At 72.8% G+C, this 18,055-nt stretch carries 16 protein-coding genes; 8 read left to right on the top strand and 8 right to left on the bottom strand.

From position 1 onward, the window contains the following. Positions 1-36: 36 nt before the first annotated feature. Positions 37-888: a formyltetrahydrofolate deformylase gene (purU, locus tag DT019_RS32120; protein WP_114040493.1), complete on the bottom strand. Its 852-nt coding sequence runs from the start codon at positions 886-888 to the stop codon at positions 37-39. 56 nt (positions 889-944) lie between these two features. Further along, entirely contained in the window at positions 945-1,391 is a 447-nt protein-coding gene (locus DT019_RS32115) for an SCO4402 family protein (RefSeq protein WP_114040492.1), read from the bottom strand. A 173-nt stretch (positions 1,392-1,564) separates the two neighbouring features. Between DT019_RS32115 and DT019_RS32110 the strand changes: the two genes are divergently transcribed. After that, on the top strand, positions 1,565-2,926 hold the full coding sequence (locus DT019_RS32110; protein WP_114040491.1) for an ABC transporter substrate-binding protein: 1,362 nt from the start codon (positions 1,565-1,567) through the stop codon (positions 2,924-2,926). Between the two features lie 105 nt (positions 2,927-3,031). Here DT019_RS32110 and DT019_RS32105 read toward each other — a convergent pair whose 3' ends face one another. After that, the gene (locus DT019_RS32105; RefSeq protein ID WP_114040490.1) at positions 3,032-4,624 is read right to left on the bottom strand and encodes a hypothetical protein; all 1,593 of its coding nucleotides are present in this window, start codon (positions 4,622-4,624) and stop codon (positions 3,032-3,034) included. Between the two features lie 91 nt (positions 4,625-4,715). After that, positions 4,716-6,098, bottom strand: coding sequence for a transcriptional regulator (locus tag DT019_RS32100; protein ID WP_114040489.1), 1,383 nt, complete (start codon positions 6,096-6,098; stop codon positions 4,716-4,718). A gap of 259 nt (positions 6,099-6,357) precedes the next feature. Between DT019_RS32100 and DT019_RS32095 the strand changes: the two genes are divergently transcribed. The 3 genes from DT019_RS32095 (at position 6,358) to DT019_RS32085 (ending at position 9,540) form a co-directional block, all read left to right on the top strand. After that, a complete protein-coding gene (locus tag DT019_RS32095; protein ID WP_114040488.1) occupies positions 6,358-7,047 on the top strand; it encodes a bifunctional DNA primase/polymerase in 690 nt (229 codons plus the stop codon). 67 nt (positions 7,048-7,114) lie between these two features. After that, entirely contained in the window at positions 7,115-7,936 is an 822-nt protein-coding gene (locus DT019_RS32090; RefSeq protein WP_114040487.1) for an ABC transporter ATP-binding protein, read from the top strand. Next, the gene (locus tag DT019_RS32085; protein ID WP_114040486.1) at positions 7,933-9,540 is read left to right on the top strand and encodes a transporter; all 1,608 of its coding nucleotides are present in this window, start codon (positions 7,933-7,935) and stop codon (positions 9,538-9,540) included. The genes DT019_RS32090 and DT019_RS32085 overlap by 4 nt, the downstream gene beginning before the upstream one ends. A gap of 134 nt (positions 9,541-9,674) precedes the next feature. On the opposite strand, the gene DT019_RS32080 is transcribed toward DT019_RS32085, so the two are convergent. After that, complete coding sequence (locus DT019_RS32080) at positions 9,675-10,538, bottom strand: alpha/beta fold hydrolase (protein WP_114040485.1); 864 nt, start codon at positions 10,536-10,538, stop codon at positions 9,675-9,677. Between the two features lie 609 nt (positions 10,539-11,147). Then, complete coding sequence (locus DT019_RS32075; protein ID WP_100573958.1) at positions 11,148-11,840, bottom strand: metal-dependent transcriptional regulator; 693 nt, start codon at positions 11,838-11,840, stop codon at positions 11,148-11,150. Between the two features lie 202 nt (positions 11,841-12,042). Between DT019_RS32075 and DT019_RS32070 the strand changes: the two genes are divergently transcribed. Next, positions 12,043-12,798 carry an SIS domain-containing protein gene (locus DT019_RS32070; protein ID WP_114040484.1) on the top strand — a complete coding sequence of 252 codons (756 nt, stop codon included), beginning with the start codon at positions 12,043-12,045 and terminating at the stop codon, positions 12,796-12,798. 674 nt (positions 12,799-13,472) lie between these two features. Here the strand turns inward: DT019_RS32070 and DT019_RS32065 are convergent. After that, positions 13,473-14,837 (bottom strand): PAS domain-containing protein, encoded by a 1,365-nt coding sequence (locus DT019_RS32065; protein WP_114040483.1) that lies wholly within the window; start codon positions 14,835-14,837, stop codon positions 13,473-13,475. Between the two features lie 182 nt (positions 14,838-15,019). On the opposite strand from DT019_RS32065, the gene DT019_RS32060 reads away from it, so the two are divergent. Beyond that, the gene (locus DT019_RS32060) at positions 15,020-15,400 is read left to right on the top strand and encodes a VOC family protein (protein WP_114040482.1); all 381 of its coding nucleotides are present in this window, start codon (positions 15,020-15,022) and stop codon (positions 15,398-15,400) included. A 262-nt stretch (positions 15,401-15,662) separates the two neighbouring features. Here DT019_RS32060 and pdxH read toward each other — a convergent pair whose 3' ends face one another. Next, on the bottom strand, positions 15,663-16,286 hold the full coding sequence (pdxH, locus tag DT019_RS32055) for a pyridoxamine 5'-phosphate oxidase (protein ID WP_114040564.1): 624 nt from the start codon (positions 16,284-16,286) through the stop codon (positions 15,663-15,665). 303 nt (positions 16,287-16,589) lie between these two features. Here pdxH and DT019_RS32050 point away from each other — a divergent pair, with 303 nt between their 5' ends. Both DT019_RS32050 and DT019_RS39210 read left to right on the top strand, forming a co-directional pair. After that, positions 16,590-17,702 carry a citrate synthase 2 gene (locus tag DT019_RS32050; RefSeq protein ID WP_114040481.1) on the top strand — a complete coding sequence of 371 codons (1,113 nt, stop codon included), beginning with the start codon at positions 16,590-16,592 and terminating at the stop codon, positions 17,700-17,702. A gap of 122 nt (positions 17,703-17,824) precedes the next feature. Continuing rightward, positions 17,825-18,025, top strand: coding sequence for a hypothetical protein (locus DT019_RS39210; protein ID WP_147267368.1), 201 nt, complete (start codon positions 17,825-17,827; stop codon positions 18,023-18,025). The last annotated feature ends 30 nt before the right edge of the window (positions 18,026-18,055 follow it).

Below are 18,055 nucleotides of genomic sequence, written 5' to 3'. Positions count from 1 at the left end.
TCTGAGCCCTCGGGGGGGGGCTCGCCCGCGTACGGGTTACGCGAAGACGACCGTACGGCGGCCGTTGAGCAGGATGCGGTGCTCGGCGTGCCACTTGACGGCCCGCGCCAGCGCCTGGCACTCGACGTCCCGGCCGATCGCGACGAGCTGGGCGGGGGTGACCTCGTGGCCCACGCGCTCCACCTCCTGCTCGATGATCGGCCCCTCGTCGAGGTCGGCCGTCACGTAGTGGGCGGTCGCGCCGATCAGCTTCACGCCGCGCGCGTGCGCCTGGTGGTAGGGCTTGGCGCCCTTGAAGCTCGGCAGGAACGAGTGGTGGATGTTGATGATCCGCCCGCTGAGCTCCTTGCACAGGTCGTCCGAGAGCACCTGCATGTAGCGCGCGAGCACCACCAGCTCGACCCGCTCCTCGCGCACCAGCTCCACGAGCCGCGCCTCGGCCGCGGCCTTGGTGTCCTTGGTGACCGGGATGTGGTGGAACGGCACGTCGTAGGACGCGACGAGCTCGGCGAAGTCGGTGTGGTTCGAGACGACCGCCGCGATCTCCACCGGCAGCGCGCCGGAGCGGGAGCGGAACAGCAGGTCGTTCAGGCAGTGCCCGAACTTCGACACCATGAGGATGATCCGCATCCGCTCCTCGGGGCGGTGGATCTGCCAGTCCATCTGGAAGGAGTCGCCGACGGCCGCGAAGCTGGCGCGCAGCTTGTCGACGGTCACCGGGGCCTCGGCCGAGAAGTGGACCCGCATGAAGAAGAGACCCGTGTCGCTGTCTCCGAACTGCTGACTGTCCTCGATGTTGCATCCCGTGATGAACAGGTAGCTCGACACGGCATGCACGATGCCCTGCTTGTCCGGACAGGAGAGCGTGAGGACGTACTGGTCAGTCATCCAGGCAGGATGCCACAATCCGGCACCCGCGCAGGTTCCGGCCCAGGATCCGGACCTCAGGCCGAACGGGTCAGGATGCGCAGCACTTCGAGGGAGCGCGGCGGCGCGTCGGGGTCCTCGCCGTCGCTCTGCGCGAGCCGCACGTGCGCTTCACGCGCCGCCCGCACGGCCTCGGGCCAGGCGTGGTGCGCGAGGTAGGCGGAGACCGGGGCGTCCGCGCCGACCTGGTGCATGATGCGCAGCACCCGCAGGACGGCGAGGTCGACGAGCGCGGCCTCGCCCGAGTCGCGGAAGATCGTGCCGACGTACTTCTCGGCGGACCAGTTGTCCAGCCAGGTGTCCTCGACCAGGCGGTACACGGCGTCGGTGACGTCCCCGAACCCCTCGCGCCCGGCCAGCCAGGTCTCCTCGTGGAAGACGGGGTCGGAGAGCATGTGCAGCGCGGACCGTACGTTCGTACGCCAGCGCCACCACGGCATGTCATTCAACGGCATGCCGCCCATGGTGGAGGAGCGACGGCCGCGACGGGAAGGGCTTGCTGAACCTTGCTGCACGTTTTCGATCGTACGTTCCCCACGATCGCCGCCCGACCGGCCCCTGCAATTCACCTTTGTGTCACCCTGCGTTGAAGCATGCTCACTTCGCCGTTACCCATGAGGCGGAAGTGTGTGGGCACATGACCGGTTACGGATGGCGGCGTCCTCGGGGCTCGACCAGGCCCTGGCGCTCGATCAGTTCGATCAGCTCGAAGGCCGCCGTGTTCGCCACGTGTTCGGCGGTCGGCGTCGGCGCCCTGACCGGCTGCGGTGTACTCCCTGGAGTCGCGGGGGGCTCCAGGGAGCCCATCACCGTGATGACCTGGGCCCCCGACGGCACCTCGGCCACCAACACCCCCGGCATGCCCGCCATGGCGAAGGCGTTCGCCCGCTGGGTCAACGCCAACGGCGGCATCGACGGCCACGAGCTGAACGTCCACACCTGCAACGAGCACAACACCGCGACCGGCGCCTCGGACTGCGCACGCCGCGCGGTGAAGGAGAAGGCGGTCGCCGTCGTCGGCTCCTACAGCCAGTACGGCAGCGCCTTCATGCCCTCCCTCGAAGTGGCCGGCATCCCCTACCTCGGCGGATACGGCATATCCGACCAGGAGTTCACCAGCGCGCTGTCCTACCCCGTCAACGGCGGCCAGGCCGCTCTCATCGCGGGCAGCGGACAGCAGCTCGCCCCGGACTGCGAAGCGGTCTCGCTGGTACGCCCCGACACCATCGCCGGCGACGTGCTGCCGACCCTGCTCAACGCCGGGCTGCTCGCCGCACACCGCAAGCCGGTCGCCGACATCCGTACGACCGAGGACGCCGGCGACTACACCGCCGAGGCCCAGCGCGCCCTCGCGCAGGCCGGGGCGGATCCCGCGCAGGTGAACCGGCTCGGTCGCAAGGCGGCCGGGCAGAAGGCGCGGAAGGGCTGCGTGACGGCCGTGCTCGGCGACCGCACAGAGACCTTCTTCGACTCCTTCCGGCGGGTGGAGAGCGACGACCAGAAGGTGCGGGTGGCGTCCGTCATCGGCTCCATCGGCCAGCCGCTCATCGACCGCACCGGCGGCAAGGACGGCCCCTTCGAGGGCGCGTACGTCACCGGCTGGTATCCGGAGGCCGACGACCCGCGCTGGGACCCGATGAAGAAGGTCATCCGCGAACAGGCCTTCGGGGACGACGCGATCGACGCGGCGGACGCCGGGGTGCAGACCACGTGGATCGCGTACACGGCCCTGAAGAAGGTCGTCGAGTCGCTCGGCCAGGACTCGGTGCGCGCCGTGGACGTGGTGCGCGCGCTCAACAAGGGCGTCAGTGTGAACACCGGCGGCCTCACCCCCGACCTGCGCTGGCGCTTCGAGGACATGCTGGCGGCTCCGGACTTCCCCCGCATCGTCAACCGCCAGGCCACGTTCCAGGTCGTGCGCGACGGCCGGCTGGTCTCCCTGAAGAAGGGCTTCGTGGACGTGAGCTCCACCCTGGAGAACACCGCGGCGAACGGCTGACCGCGGCGCGGGGCCGTGCCCCGGCGCGTTCCGCCACCCGGGCGCGACCAGCCCCTGACGGCCCGCGCCCGGGGACCACCGGGCGGAAGCACGGACGCCCGCGCGCTAGAGCTGGGTGGCTCCACGCTTGGTCAGGTTCCACTTCGTGGCGATGGCGTTCCAGAGCCCGGAGGCCTCCTGCTTCGACTTGGTCGCGTCACCGCTCGCCTTGTCGCCGAGGCCCGCGTCCTTCGTCCGCTTGGCGTGCCCGTCCTTGCAGCCCTTCCCCTTGTCACCGGCGACCGCGTCCGCCCATGCCGCGTAGTGGTCGTCGGCCGCGGCCGAGGACTGCCACGCCTTGGTGAGCGCGGCGGAGAGCTGGTCGTGGTTCGGCAGCTTGTCGACGGAGAGCTGGCCCAGGCGCGTCACCAGGTCACCGCGCTGCTTGGCGGCCGAGCGCAGCGTGGCGGCCGCCTGGTCGAGCTTGTCGCACTTGCGGATGTCGGCGACGGCGCCGATCACCGCGTCCCGGCTGTTGCCGCTGTCGGCGAGCACCTTGTCCAGCGCCTCGGCCTGCGCCTTGGCGGGGTCGTCGGCCGCCTTGGCGCCGCCGCCGTCGCCGGTGGCGGGCGAGCTGACGCCCGCGGGCTGCTTGTCGTCCTTCTTGGCGTCGTCCCCGCCGCCGCTGAGCAGCGCGCCCGCGCCGAGCCCGATCGCAGCGCAGCCGACGACCACGGCGGCGATGAGGCCGACCCGCGACTTGCGCCGGGGCGCCTCCGGCCCGTACCCGGACGGCTGCCCGCCGGGCTCCTGGTACGGGGGCTGCGCCGCGAACTGCGGCCCCGGCGCCTGCGGCGGCTGGTAGGGCGCCTGCGACTGGGGCCGGTTCAGCGGGACGGAGGGCTGGAAGCGCGGCAACTGGGCGGATTCGGCGCCCTGTTGGGGCGGCCCGTCGGCCCGGAAGAGGCTGTCGAACTCGGCGGGGGGCTGCCGCTCACCCGGAGCGCCCGGGCGTATCCCGTACGGCGCGTCCTGCGGGGGCGGGGGCACCGGCGGCAGCATCTGGGTCGGTCCCGCGTCCTGGCCGGGGGCCTGGGCGCCGAGGAAGGCGGTCGACTCGCCGGCGTGCTCCGGCGGCAGCGCTCCGGCCCGGCCGGAGACCGGGGCGATGTACTGCGTGGCCTCACCGCCCGAACCGGCGGGCACGGGCGCGATGTACTGCGTCGCCTCACTGCCGGAGCTCCCGGGCGCGGCCGCGATGTACTGCGTCGCCTCCGAGTCCCCATGACCGCCCGGCAGCGGCCCGATGTACTGCGTCGCCTCACTGCCGGAGCTCCCGGGCATGGGCGCGATGTACTGGGTCGCCTCGGAGTCCCCGTTGTTACCGCCCGGCACTGGCGCGAGGTACTGCGTGGCCTCGCTGCCGGAGTCGCCGGGCACGGGCGCTATGTACTGCGTGGCGTCCGCGTCCCGGCCGCCGTTCTCGGGCGGGAGGGGCTGCCCGATCGTCGCCGGTCCCTGCGGCCGGGCGAGGGGAGGCGGCGGCTGCGAGGCGTGGCCCTGGGGGCCCCAGGGCTGATCCCAGGGCTGGGCTCCAGGAGGCGCGGGCAACGGCTCCCCGGCACGGGGGCCGCTTCCGTCGGCGGGCAGCACGACGCCCTCGTGCGCGGGCCGTACAGCCGGAAGCTGCGGCTCGTCACCCTGTCGGCTCTGCGTCACCGGAACTCCTGTACGTGGACCTACGGAATCGTCGGTTCACGCTACCGGGTGCCCCTACGCCCTTGCCAAGCCCTCCCTCAACCCGCTCCCCTCAGGCCGCCTGGACCTCCAGACGCTCCCCGAACTCCCGCACGGCGGGCTCGTCCCCGTACGGTTCCAGGCGCTGCTGGAGGTCCTCCAGATAGTCCGCGCCCCGGTTGGAGCGCAGCGTGGACAGGAGCTCCACCGCGCGGGTGCCCGTGGCGCACGCCTCCTCGACCTCGCGCTGCTGGACCTGCGCGGTGGCGAGCAGGATGAGGCCGATGGCGCGCCGCCTGGCCCGCGACTCGGGGTGCCCGGCCAGCGACTCCTCGGCCCGCCGGGCCGCCGCCTCCGGCTGGCCCAGGTCCCGGTGGCAGTGGGCGAGTTCGTCCGCGAGGTAGGCGTGGTCGAAGTGCGCGATCCAGCCCGGGTCGTCGCCGGACCCGGGGTCCGCCGCGTCCAGCGCGGTGAGCGCCCGGCCCGCCACCGCCTGGCAGGTGCGGGCGTCGCCGAGCAGCGCGTGCCCGCGCGCCTCGGCCGCGTAGAACATCGCCTCGGCGCGCGGGGTGACCCGGCCGCGCGCGCCCTCCTGTGCGGCGCGCGCCAGTTGGGCGATCTCGCGCGGGTTGCCGAGCTGGGCGGCGAGGTGGCTCATGGACGCGGCCAGGACGTAGCCGCCGTAACCCCGGTCGTCGGCGGCCTGGGCGAGCCGCAGCGCCTGGATGTAGTAGCGCTGGGCGAGGCCGGGCTGGCCGGTGTCGACGGCCATGTACCCGGCGAGTTCGGTGAGCCGGGCGACCGCCGCGAACAACTGCCGCCCCACGGACTCCCGGTAGGACCCGGCGAGCAGGCCGGACACGACGCTGTTGAGGTAGTGGACGACGACCGGGCGCACATGGCCCGCCCCGAACCGGTGGTCCAGCTGCACCAGCGCCTCGGTCATCGCCTTGACGGCCTCGACGTCGGCGGTGCCCACGCGCTGGCCCGCGTTGCGCGCCACCTGCGCGTCTGCCCCGGTGATCAGCCAGTCCCGGCTCGGCTCGACCAGCGCCGAGGCCGCCACGGTGGAGCCGGACAGGAAGTCGCGGCGCCCCACGTCGCTGCGCCACAGCTCGCAGACCTGCTCGATGGCGCCGAGGACGGTGGGCGAGAACTGGAGCCCCACCCCCGACGCGAGGTTCTTGCCGTTGGCCATGCCGATCTCGTCGATCGTGACCGTGCGGCCCAGCTTGCGCCCGAGCGCCTCCGCGATGATGCCGGGAGCCCGCCCCCTCGGCTGCTGTCCGCGCAGCCAGCGCGCCACGGACGTCTTGTCGTAGCGGAGGTCGAGGCCCCGCTCGGCGCCGACCATGTTCACGCGGCGGGCGAGGCCGGCGTTGGAACATCCGGCTTCCTGGATGAGCGCCTGCAGCCGTTCGTTGGGCTGGCGGGCGACGAGAGGCCTGGCTGCCATGAGAACCCCCTGGAGCGGCAGTGATCAGCACAGTGATCACTGCCCTGCGAATATGCAGAGAAACGAGGGGAATCGGGAATATGGCGTCATTGCCAGAATTCCTGTGTGCTTCCCCCGCATATGGCTACCCGCCGACCGACACACAGCCCCACGCGCGCCCCCGCCCATGCACCCATGCGCCCCATATGCAGGACCGATACCGCTGATCCCACGCTCGCCGCGCCCGTAACCCTCGGTGGTGGGCGGAGTTGAGTCCGTCGTGGAAGAAACCATCACAGGCACGGTCACGGATACGGAATCCGCACAGATCCCCAAGCAGCGCGGCGAACAGCTCCTGGACAGCGCCGTACGGTATGCGGAGGAGCGGCACTGGGACGTCTTCCCCGGCACCTTCCTGGAGGCCGACGAAGGGGTCGAGCGCTGCTCGTGCGGTGACACGGCGTGCCCGAAACCGGGCGCGCACCCGGCCCGGCCGGACTGGGCGACGCAGGCCACCGGCAGCGCGGTCGCCGCCCGCCGCCTGTGGTCCAAGCACCCCCGTTCCTCGATCCTGCTTCCCACCGGGCGCACCTTCGACGCCATCGACGTACCGGAGTCGGCCGGGTTCCTCGCGCTGGCCCGCATGGAGCGGATGGAGCTCACGCTCGGCCCGGTCACCTGCACCCCCGACCGCCGGATGCTCTTCTTCGTGCTGCCCGGCGCGGGCGCCAAGGTCCCCGATCTCGTCCGCAAGTTGGGGTGGACGCCCGCCTCGGTCGACCTGATCACGCGCGGCGAGGGCGACTACGTGGCGGCGCCGCCGACCCGGGTCGGCGGGTCGGGCGCGGTGCAGTGGGCGCGCCGCCCGACCCCCGCGAACCGCTGGCTGCCCGACGCCGAGGAGCTGATCAGCCCGCTCGCCTACGCCTGTGGACGCGAGGCCGCCGCGGCGAGGTCACGCCGCCCCTAGCGCTCGTGCCGCCCCCGGCTCCTATGGTGTCCAGGTAGGCATCATCACGGGGACGAAAGGCATCAGCATGCCGGACCAGGCATCCGAGACTTCGGCGGACACGGTGGGCGGAGCGCGTACGGCGCCGCCCGCCGTACGCGTCCAGGGACTGTGGAAGCGCTTCGGGGAGCAGATCGCGGTCGCGGGGATCGATCTGGAGCTGCCCGCGGGCAAGTTCATCGGTCTGGTCGGCCCGAACGGCGCGGGCAAGACCACCACCCTGTCCATGGTGACCGGGCTCCTCAGGCCGGACCAGGGCACGGTCGAGGTCGCCGGGCACGACGTGTGGCGCGACCCGGTCGCCGTGAAGTCCCGCATCGGCGTGCTGCCGGAGGGGCTGCGCCTGTTCGAGCGGCTCTCGGGACGCGAACTCCTCGGCTACTCCGGGCGGCTGCGCGGTCTGCCCGGCGCCGAGGTCGACAAGCGGGCCTCCCAGCTTCTGGACGTGCTCGACCTCGCGGGCTCCCAGCACAAGCTGGTCGTGGACTACTCGACCGGCATGCGCAAGAAGATCGGGCTCGCCGCCGCCCTGCTGCACAACCCCGAAGTGCTGTTCCTGGACGAGCCGTTCGAGGGCGTGGACCCGGTGTCCGCCCAGACCATCCGCGGCGTCCTGGAGCGCTACACCGCCTCGGGCGCCACCGTCGTCTTCTCCAGTCACGTCATGGAGCTCGTGGAGTCGCTGTGCGACTGGGTGGCCGTGATGGCCGCGGGCCGCATCCGCGCCCAGGGCACCCTGGCCGAGGTGCGCGGCGACGCGGCCTCGCTGCAGAGCGCCTTCCTCGAACTGGTCGGCGCGAGCGGCCGTGACGCCGGGGACTCGCTGGACTGGCTCGGCGGCGCCCGATGACCGCGCCCGCTCCCCACGCCACCGCCCTGACACCCCTCTTCGTACGCCTCAAGCTGTCGCTGCTCAGGAACGGGCTGCGGCAGTCCGGCGGACGCCGGGCCGCCTACATCACCTCCGCCGTCCTGGCCCTGCTCTTCGCGGCGCTGCAACTGCTGGGCCTGATCGTGCTGCGCGGCAACGAGCACGCCGGCACCCTGACCGTGCTGCTCGTGGCGCTGATGGCCATCGGCTGGACCGTGATGCCGCTCTTCTTCCCGAGCGGCGACGAAACCCTGGACCCGACCCGGCTCGTCATGCTGCCGCTGCGGCCGCGGCCCCTGGTCGGCGCGCTGCTCGCGGCCTCCCTGGTGGGCATCGGACCGCTGTTCACGCTCTGCCTGATCCTCGGCTCGGCGATCGCCGTGGCGCACGGGCCCGGCGCGGCGGTGATCGCGGTCCTCGCGGTGCCGCTGGCGCTGCTCGGGTGCGTCGCGCTCGCCCGCGCCGTCGCCACCGCCAACACCCGGCTCCTCACCTCGCGCAAGGGTCGCGACCTCGCCGTGCTGAGCGGCCTGGTCATCGCGGTCGGCATCCAGTTCGTGAACTTCGGCGCGCAGCGGCTCGGCCGCACCGGGGGCCTCTCCGCCCTCGACCCGGTCGCGCACGTGGTGCGCTGGCTGCCGCCGGCCTCCGCGATCGGCGCGGTCGACTCGGCGAGCGCGGGGGCGTACGGACGCGCGGTGGCCCAACTCCTGGTCGCCGTGGCCGGGTTGGGGCTCCTCCTGTACGCCTGGCAGCGCTCGCTGGTGAAGCTGATGACGACGCCGGACGGGTCGACGCTCCAGGCCGCCGACGCCGCCCGCAAGGACGCCTCGGGCAAGGGGCTCGTCGCGCTCCTCCCCGAGGGCCGCACCGGCACCGTGATGCTGCGTACGCTGCGCTACGCCTGGCGGGATCCGAAGACCAAGGCCGCCTGGATCACCTCGCTCGCCATCGGCCTGATCGTGCCGGTCTTCAACGCCCTCCAGGGCAGCGGCACCGTCTACTTCGCGTGCTTCGCCACGGGCATGCTCGGCATGCAGATGTACAACCAGTTCGGGCAGGACACCTCGGCGTTCTGGATGGTGCTCCTGACCATCTCCTCGACCCGGGACGCCTATCTGGAGCTGCGCGCCCGGGCGTTGGCGCTGCTGCTCGTGACGCTTCCGTACACCCTGCTCGTGGCGGCGGTGACGGCCGGCATGCTGGGCGACTGGGCGAAGCTGCCCGAGGTCGTCGGGCTGGCGCTCGCGCTGCTCGGCGCGATGCTGGCGACGGGTTCGGTGGCGTCGGCGACGCTGGCGTACTCGATCCCGCAGGACAGCCGCAAGAACGTGGCGCCCGGGCAGGGCGGCATCGCGTTCCTGTCGGTCCTGGGCGGGATGGCCGTGAGCACGCTGCTGTGCGCGCCGATGATCGCGCTGGCGATCTGGCTGCACGTGTCCGCCAACCACGACGCCCTGTGGCTGCTGCTCCCCCTGGGAGCCGCGTACGGAGCACTCATCAGCTGGCTGGGCCTGAAGGCGGCGGCCCCCCGAGCGGCATCCCGCCTCCCGGAAATCCTGACAGCAGTAAGCACAGGCTGACGCCCCCGCCCCCGCAGGGCCCACTCTGCTGGGGGCGCGGGGAACTGCGCGACCAGCCGTCCACGGTCCGCGGACGAAACCGGGTTTCAAGGGGCGCGAGGAACTGCGCAAGGGGCGCCCCGGCGCGGCGGGGTTCAGGGGGTGAGCACCCCGTCGAGGAACGGCTCGATCGCGTCGCGCCACCCCTCCGGCTGGTCGTAGTGGACGAGATGCCCCGCATCGGCCACCTCCGCGTACTGCCCGCGCGGCAGGACCCGGACCATCTCCTGGGACTCCGCGCGGCCCAGCTCCCCGTCCAGCCCCCGCACCACGAGCGCGGGGCACTCGACCTGGGCGAGCTCCTCCCAGTGCGCGTCGTACACCCAGGTCTCGCGCGAGGTCAGCATCTGGCGGCGGGAGAACACCGGGCGCCAGCCGTCGGCCCGCTCGGCCATCACCTCGGCGAAGAACTCGCCCCGCGAAGGGCTCGGCCGCTCGACCCAGGGGTCGTCCTCGCCGAACCACTTGCGTACGTCGGCCAGCGTGGCGAACGGCACCGGCCAGGACTTGAACCAGTCCTCCCACTCGCGCTGCGAGGCCGCGCCGAGCGCCGAGGCGCGCATGTCGCAGATGACGAGGGCGCGGACCAGGTCGGGGCGCTTGGCGGCGAGCTGCCAGGCGGTGAGGGCGCCCATGGAGTGGCCGATGAGGGTGACGGGGGCGAGGCCCAACTGCTCCACGGCGGCCTCGGCGTCGGCCACGTAGACCTCGCGCGTGAAGGGGCCGTCGGCGGGTTTGTCGCTGCGGCCGTGGCCGCGCTGGTCGAGGGCGACCGGCCGGTGTTTCTCGGCGAGCCAGCGGGCCGTGGAGGCCCAGTGCGAGGCCCGGCCCATCAGTCCGTGGAGCAGTAAGACACCCGGAGCGCCCTCGGTCTCCGCGCGGGCCTTGGGCTGCTCCGCAAACTCCCAGGCGGCGAGGCGCACCCCGCCGGCCCCCGTCACATCGATGCGCCGCACCATGTGCCCTGGCACCCCCTTCAGCCCCGACAGCTCCCGAGTGGTCAGTTCACGGCAGAGTATCGAACCTGTATTCGAAAACTCGCGTCTCTCGCGCAACACCCCTCGTTCGAGTGACCACGCTCAAGGATTGACCCAACGTGCCGAGGGGAGATCTTCTCCGGGAGGCGGGCCGCTCGGGGAAGACGGTCCGCGGGGGTCGACCCTGGGAGCTCGGGGCTCCGGGTCGTCACCGGGGAGGACAGGCCCCGGCGCCGCGAGGCGCCGGGGCCCTGGTCTTCCCGAAGCGGGTCTGCGGGCGAAGCCGCCCGGACAGGGCCGGGCGCCGAAGGTGGTGCGAGTGGTTCGAACGGCGCCATGCTGCCGCCCCCTCCCGTGCCGCACGCCTCTGCGGTCATATGCCTCAAGGCAAAGCCTCGCACGCGATCCGCCCGGCCGCTGCCATTCCACCCGGAAACCGGCCTTCCCCGCAAGCTTCCCGCACCCTTCACGAAGCGCGCTCAACTGCCGTACGGAGAAGGGCCGATGACGCTCGGTCACAGCTGCCGGTCGGAGGGGTTCCGCCACGGCCACGGCGCCCGGCACCGCCGCCGGGCGCGGCGCCGCGAGGGGTCAGCGCTTGGCGACGAACACGTGCGACGCGACGTCCGCGCCGAGCTCGGCGGCCTCGCCGCTGCTGCCCACCAGGACTCCGCCCGGCGACTGCGTCACGCTCACCACGGAGCCGGGCTGCACGCCCGCCCGCCGCAGCGTGTACATCAGCTGGGCGTCGGTCTGGATCGGCTCACCGATCCGGCGCACGATCACCGTCTTGCCCTCGGGGCCCGGGTCGAGCTCACCCAGACTGATGATGCCGTCCTCCAGGAACGCGTCGGCCTCGGCCTTCTCGCCCAGCTCCTCCAGGCCCGGGATCGGGTTTCCGTACGGCGACTCGGTCGGGTGGCGCAGGAGCTCCAGGACGCGGCGCTCGACCGCCTCGCTCATCACGTGCTCCCAGCGGCACGCCTCCGCGTGCACCTGCTCCCACTCCAGGCCGATCACGTCGACGAGCAGGCACTCGGCGAGCCGGTGCTTGCGCATGACCCGCGTCGCCAGGCGGCGGCCCTCGTCGGTCAGCTCCAGGTGGCGGTCGCCCGCGACCTGCACCAGGCCGTCGCGCTCCATGCGCGCCACCGTCTGGCTCACCGTCGGGCCGCTCTGGTCCAGGCGCTCGGCGATGCGGGCGCGCATGGGGACCACACCCTCCTCCTCGAGCTCGAGGATGGTGCGGAGATACATCTCCGTGGTGTCGATCAGTCCGGACATACGTGCCCCTCGATGCTGTGACATAAAAACGTCGTACCGCTGGCCCTGAAGCAATTCTGACGCATCGCGCTGACAACCGTGCCGCGGTGGCCGTCGCCGTCTTGACCAGCCGCCCGGCGAGACCGTATTGACAGGGGAAAGGTCCAGACCGCACCGTGATCGGCGCACGGTCGTAACCCCACCCCGGAAAGGGTCCTCGGCGATGAGCGAGAGCAAGCTGGCCGGTCAGTTCTTCGACGCCGCGATCGGGCTCCTGGGACGGGTGCGGGAGGAGGAGTCGCTGAACATCGCGGCCGCCGGGTCCCTGATCGCCGACACCGTCGAGGCGGGCGGCCGGCTCTTCGCCTTCGGCGCCGGACACTCCTCGCTCGCCGCGCAGGACGTGGTCTACCGGGCCGGCGGGTTCGCCCTGATGAACCTCCTCGCGGTGCCCGGGGTGGTCGGCGTCGACGTCATGCCCGCCACCCTCGGCTCCGCCCTCGAACGGGTCGACGGGCTCGCGGGCGCGGTGCTCGACTCCAGCCCCGCCAGGTCCGGCGACGTACTCGTGATCATCTCCCTGTCCGGGCGCAACGCGCTGCCGGTGGAGATGGCGATGAACGCGCGGGCGCTCGGCCTCAAGGTCATCGGGGTCACCTCGCTGGCGTACGCCGAGGGCACCAGGTCGCGGCACGTCTCGGGTACGTTCCTGCGCGACCACTGCGACATCGTGCTGGACAGCAAGATCGCGGTCGGCGACGCCGAGTTGACCCACGACGGCATCGAGGCGCCCTTCGCACCCGCGTCCACCGTGGTCACCAGCGCGCTGATGCAGGCGACGATGGCCGCGGCCGCGGAGGCCCTGGTGTCCCGCGGCATCGAGCCCCCGCTGCTGCGTTCCGGGAACGTCGACGGGGGCCACGAGTGGAACGGCCGCGTGATGTCGGAATACGGCGACCGCATCTTCTTCCGCCACTGAGGCCCCGCCGGGTTCTCGGTGCCCCGGCCCCGCCCCGGGCCCCTCTCGGACCTCCGCCCCCGCCGGACACGGGGCTCCGCCCCGGACCCCGCTCCTCAAACGCCGGAGGGGCTGATTCTGCCTCCCCGGGCCGAAGGGGACCCCAAGCCCGCAAGGCCATCCCAACAGGGCGCCCAGGGGCGCGGGGAACGGCGCGACCAGCGGTCCACTGCCCGCGGTCAAAGACGCCCCTGGGGAGCAGAGAAAGCACTCGCCCCGCACCGGATACCTAGGGGCGCGGGGAACTGCGCGAGAAAGCACGCACGACCCGCAGACAAAAGACCCCCCACGGAGCGGACACCCAGGGGCGCGGGGAACTGCGCGACCAGCCGTCCACGGCCTGCGGACAAAGGACGGCCCCCGGGAGCGTGGAGATCGCTCGACCACCCCACACCGGACAGCCAGGGGCGCGGGGAACGGCCCGACCAACCACGTCCGGCCCGCAGACAGAAGACACCCCCAGGGTGCAGAGGAAGCGCTCCCCTTGCACCCGCCCCCCAGGGGCGCGGGGAACGGCGCGACCAGCCACGCACGGCCCGCAGACAAAAGACCCCCCACGGAGCGGATACGCGCTGGGACCCCGGGCGGGGTGGCGCGAGCGGCCCCGTACCCGCGCCCGGGTGGACGGACGGCGGTCAGGGGGTCGCGGGGACCACCCCGGCCAGGTCCACCCCCGTCGCCACCCGCGCCGCCACACTCTCCGCATACGCCGCGTCCGGCCGCTCGAAGGCCGGCCGGCCCGCCGTGCGCAGGAAGGTCAGCACCCCCAGGGTGCGGCCCCGGCTGCGCAGCACCGCGCACAGGGCGTGCGCCGTGTCGGGCGGCCACTGGCGCTCCAGGGCCCACTCCTCGTCCGCGCCCCCCGCACTCGCCCGGACGGAGCCGATGCGGTCGACCGCCTGGAGCGCGGGGTGGCCCGCCGGATAGCGCACCGGGATGCCGCCGCCGACCACCGGCGCGGCCGGGCCCGGCGCACCGGCCGGGGTGGCCGCGGCCCGTACGAGGCGCTCCCCCACGGCCAGGTCCACCAGCGCGTGGTCGGCGAAACCGGCCAGCGCGAAGTCCAGGTGGCAGGTCACCGCCTCCATCGGGTCCTCGCACTCGGCGGCGGCCCGCGCGGCACGGTGCAGCTGATTGGAGCGGAAGCGGAGCCGGTCCATCTCCTGTTCGGCGAGCTTCGCCTCGGTCACGTCCTGGAAGAGCCAGCCGACCCCGAGCGGAACCGGTTCTTCCGCCAGCGGCGACGCCAGCCTCAGGAATCCGCTGCGCCAGCAGCGCCGCCGCTCGCCCTCCGCGGTGCGCAGCGTCACCCACACCTCGGCGGGGCTGGCCGGAGCGCCCTCGGCCAGGACGTGCTGGAGCGCGCCCTCCAGTTCCTCGACGCCCTGGACGATCAACTCGCCCAGCGGACGCCCGAGCAGGGTCGCGCGTCCGGTGCCGAGCGCGCGGGCGGCGTAGGCGTTGACGATGGTGGGCCGCAGGTCCACGTCGACCAGGACGACGCCCCAGGACCCGTCCTCGAACAGCGCCTCGCTCAGCGCGATGGACCGCTCCAGGTCGATCTGCGCGTGCACCTCGCTGAACGCGCAGTACACCCCGGCCGGGTTGCCGTCGGCGCCCCGGACGCCCGCCGTCTGCGTACGCACCAGGACGCGGCTGCCGTCCTTGCGCAGGAGGGCGAACTCGTGCACCTGGCGGCCCGGTGCGTCCATCACCGCCATCAGCCGTTCGCGCACCTCGTCGGCGTCGGCGGGCCGCACCGCCCAGCCCGTGAACCCCCGGCGCCCGACGGCCTCCTCGGACGGCCAGCCGAGGATCCGCTCGGCCTCGCGGTTCCAGTGGGTGACCACGCCGTCCGCGTCGAAGGCGCACAGCGCGACGTCCATCCCGTCGAGCAGCGCGGCGAGGAGGTCTCCGCCGGGTTCGGCCGGGCCCGCGGGCCCGGCTCCGGTCCCGTCCGGAACCGGCGCACTGGCGGTCTCACTCCGGGAAGCACTCATCCTGGCACCCCCTGCAGGACGTGGTCGCCGCATCACGCGGCTGACGCGCGGACTCACGCACGTCGGATCATTCAACTCGAACGTGACGCAGCCCACACCGACTTCGGCGAAATCCCTTCCGGCCGACGGCGGTTACCGGCCGCCCCTGGACGCCTCGGCCGGGCGTGCCCATAGTGACGCCCATGACCTCTCTCGTACGTCATGTGACCATCGACTGCGCCGACGCCCACCGGCTCGGCGCCTTCTGGGCCGAGGCGCTCGACGGCTCCCTGGGCGAGGACGACGTGCCCGGCGACCCGGAGGCGCTCGTCACCGCCGACGGCATCTCGCTGCTCTTCATCGCGGTGCCGGACGCCAAGTCGGTGAAGAACCGCGTCCACCTCGACCTCCAGCCCCAGGACCGCACCCGCGACGAGGAGGCCGACCGCCTGGTGGCCCTGGGCGCCACCCTCGTCGCCGACCACCGCCGCCCGGACGGCACGGGCTGGCTCACCCTGGCCGACATCGAGGGAAACGAGTTCTGTGTGGAGCGCGGTGCCGGGGAGCGGGCGGGCGCCGAATAAATCGGTTGAGGGGCCCCGGACGGCTGCCTAATGTGTGGTGCACACGAGAAGGGAGGTGGTTTGACAGATGTATGCAAACCGGACGCGTGAGGTGGCTGCGGGCTGACGCCTGCCAGTCGCACTCCTAGTGCGGGGCCGGCATGACGTCGGCCAATTTCCCAGCAGTCACCGACCCGCGGGCTCGCCGGTACGTCCGGCCGGCTCCTCTCCGGAGGAACCCGAGCCCGCGGGTTTCTGCTTGCCCGGGGCCGTGCGGCCCAGGTCAGGGAGCGAGGCGGTCCACCCGCCAGGCCGCGCCGTCGGCGGCGTACCGCAGCCGGTCGTGCAGGCGGTTCTCGTGGCCCTGCCAGAACTCGACGGCCTCCGGGGCGACCCGGAAGCCGCCCCACCGCTCGGGCGCCGGGACCTCGCTACCCTCGGGGTAGCGGGCCGCCAACTCCTCGTAGCGGGCGGTCAGTTCGGCGCGGGAGGCGATGACGGTGGACTGGGCGCTGGCCCAGGCGCCGAGCCGGGAGCCGTGCGGGCGGCTGCGGAAGTAGCGCTCGGTCTCCTCGCGCGAGACGCGGGAGGCGGTGCCGGTGACGATGACCTGGCGGGCCAGCTGGTGCCAGGGGAAGAGCAGCGAGACGTACGGGTTGGCCGTGAGTTCGGCGGCCTTGCGCGAGGCGTAGTTGGTGAAGAAGACGAAGCCGTGCTCGTCGTAGGACTTCAGGAGCACCGTGCGGGTGGAGGGGCGGCCGTCGGGGGTGGCGGTGGCGACGACCATCGCGTTGGGCTCGTGCAGCCCCCCGGCCACGGCCTCCTTGAACCAGCGCGCGAACTGCGCCATGGGCGTGGCGGCCAGGTCCTCCTCCGCGAGGAGGGTGGTGCGGTACTGCTCGCGCATCGCTGCGGGGTCCAGGTCGGTCACGCACCCATCCTGCCGCACCGTCGCCGTCCGCCCGGCGGGAGCCCAGTCTGCCCGCGGCGGCGGGGCGTTAACCCTGAGCCGACGAATTGCGGCAGTGTGCCGGATGTCACGCTTCCCCGCATCGGCGGGACCCGCCAAACTCTCGGCTGGGCCACTGTGGCCTCCATACACGTGAGGGCCCACGGCGGGGTTCCTGACTGCCGTACGGGGCATGACCGAGGGACCCGGGGCGGCAGGGGCCGCCCGCAGCCCGACGCACACATCTTGAGGAGCCGCCTGATGTCCGACTTCGTACCCGGACTTGAGGGAGTCGTCGCGTTCGAGACGGAGATCGCCGAACCGGACAAGGAGGGCGGCGCCCTTCGCTACCGGGGCGTCGACATCGAGGACCTGGTCGGGCACGTCTCGTTCGGAAACGTGTGGGGCCTCCTGGTCGACGGCGCGTTCAACCCCGGCCTGCCGCCGGCCGAGCCGTTCCCGATCCCGGTCCACTCCGGGGACATCCGGGTGGACGTGCAGTCCGCGCTGGCCATGCTGGCGCCGGTGTGGGGACTCAAGCCGCTGCTCGACATCGACGAGCGCACCGCCCGCGACAACCTGGCGCGGGCCGCCGTCATGGCGCTGTCGTACGTCGCCCAGTCGGCGCGCGGGCAGGGCCTGCCGATGGTGCCGCAGCGGGAGATCGACAAGGCGGAGTCCATCGTCGAGCGGTTCATGATCCGCTGGCGCGGCGAGCCGGACCCCAAGCACGTCAAGGCGGTGGACGCGTACTGGACGAGCGCCGCCGAGCACGGCATGAACGCCTCGACGTTCACCGCCCGCGTCATCGCCTCGACCGGCGCCGACGTCGCGGCCGCGCTGTCCGGCGCGGTCGGCGCGATGTCCGGCCCGCTGCACGGCGGCGCCCCCTCCCGGGTGCTCGGCATGATCGAGGAGATCGAGCGGACCGGCGACGCGACGGCGTACGTGAAGCAGGCCCTGGACAACGGCGAGCGCCTGATGGGCTTCGGGCACCGCGTCTACCGTGCCGAGGACCCGCGCGCCCGGGTGCTGCGCCGCACCGCGAAGGAGCTGGGCGCGCCCCGCTTCGAGGTGGCGGAGGCCCTGGAGAAGGCGGCCCTGGACGAGCTGCACGCGCGTCGGCCCGACCGGGTGCTGGCCACGAACGTGGAGTTCTGGGCGGCGATCGTCCTGGACTTCGCGGAGGTCCCGGCGCACATGTTCACGTCGATGTTCACCTGCGCGCGGACGGCGGGCTGGTCGGCGCACATCCTGGAGCAGAAGCGGACGGGCCGTCTGGTGCGGCCGTCGGCCCGCTACGTGGGCCCGGGTTCGCGTGACCCCCGGGACATCGAGGGCTACACCGACATCACGGACATCAGCGCGCACTGAGCGGGGTGGGTCGCACCGGCGGCCCACACACGGAGTAGCCGTACGGTCGCTCAGCGCGACAACCCCGGAGGGTCGACCTAGCGTCGGAGTGTCCGCTTTTTCCACCGAACGTGGAGTTCACTGTGAGCCTCATCCGACGCGCCGCCGTTGTGGTCGCGCTTTCCGCCGCCGTCATAGTCCCCGCCGCCGCGACCGCCCAGGCGGCTCCGCAGGCCGCCCCGCGCGTAGCGGCACACGACCACGATCACGACGGTGACTGCCACCATCACCACGGCTGGCACCACGACCGCGATCATCACCTGCTGGACCTGGGGCTCCTCTGACGCGGACCCCCGCTCCACAGCACGGGCGCG

The sequence above is a fragment of the Streptomyces sp. SDr-06 genome (assembly GCF_003324565.1).
GTDB lineage: Bacteria > Actinomycetota > Actinomycetes > Streptomycetales > Streptomycetaceae > Streptomyces.
This window is presented reverse-complemented; position numbering and strand designations above follow the sequence as displayed.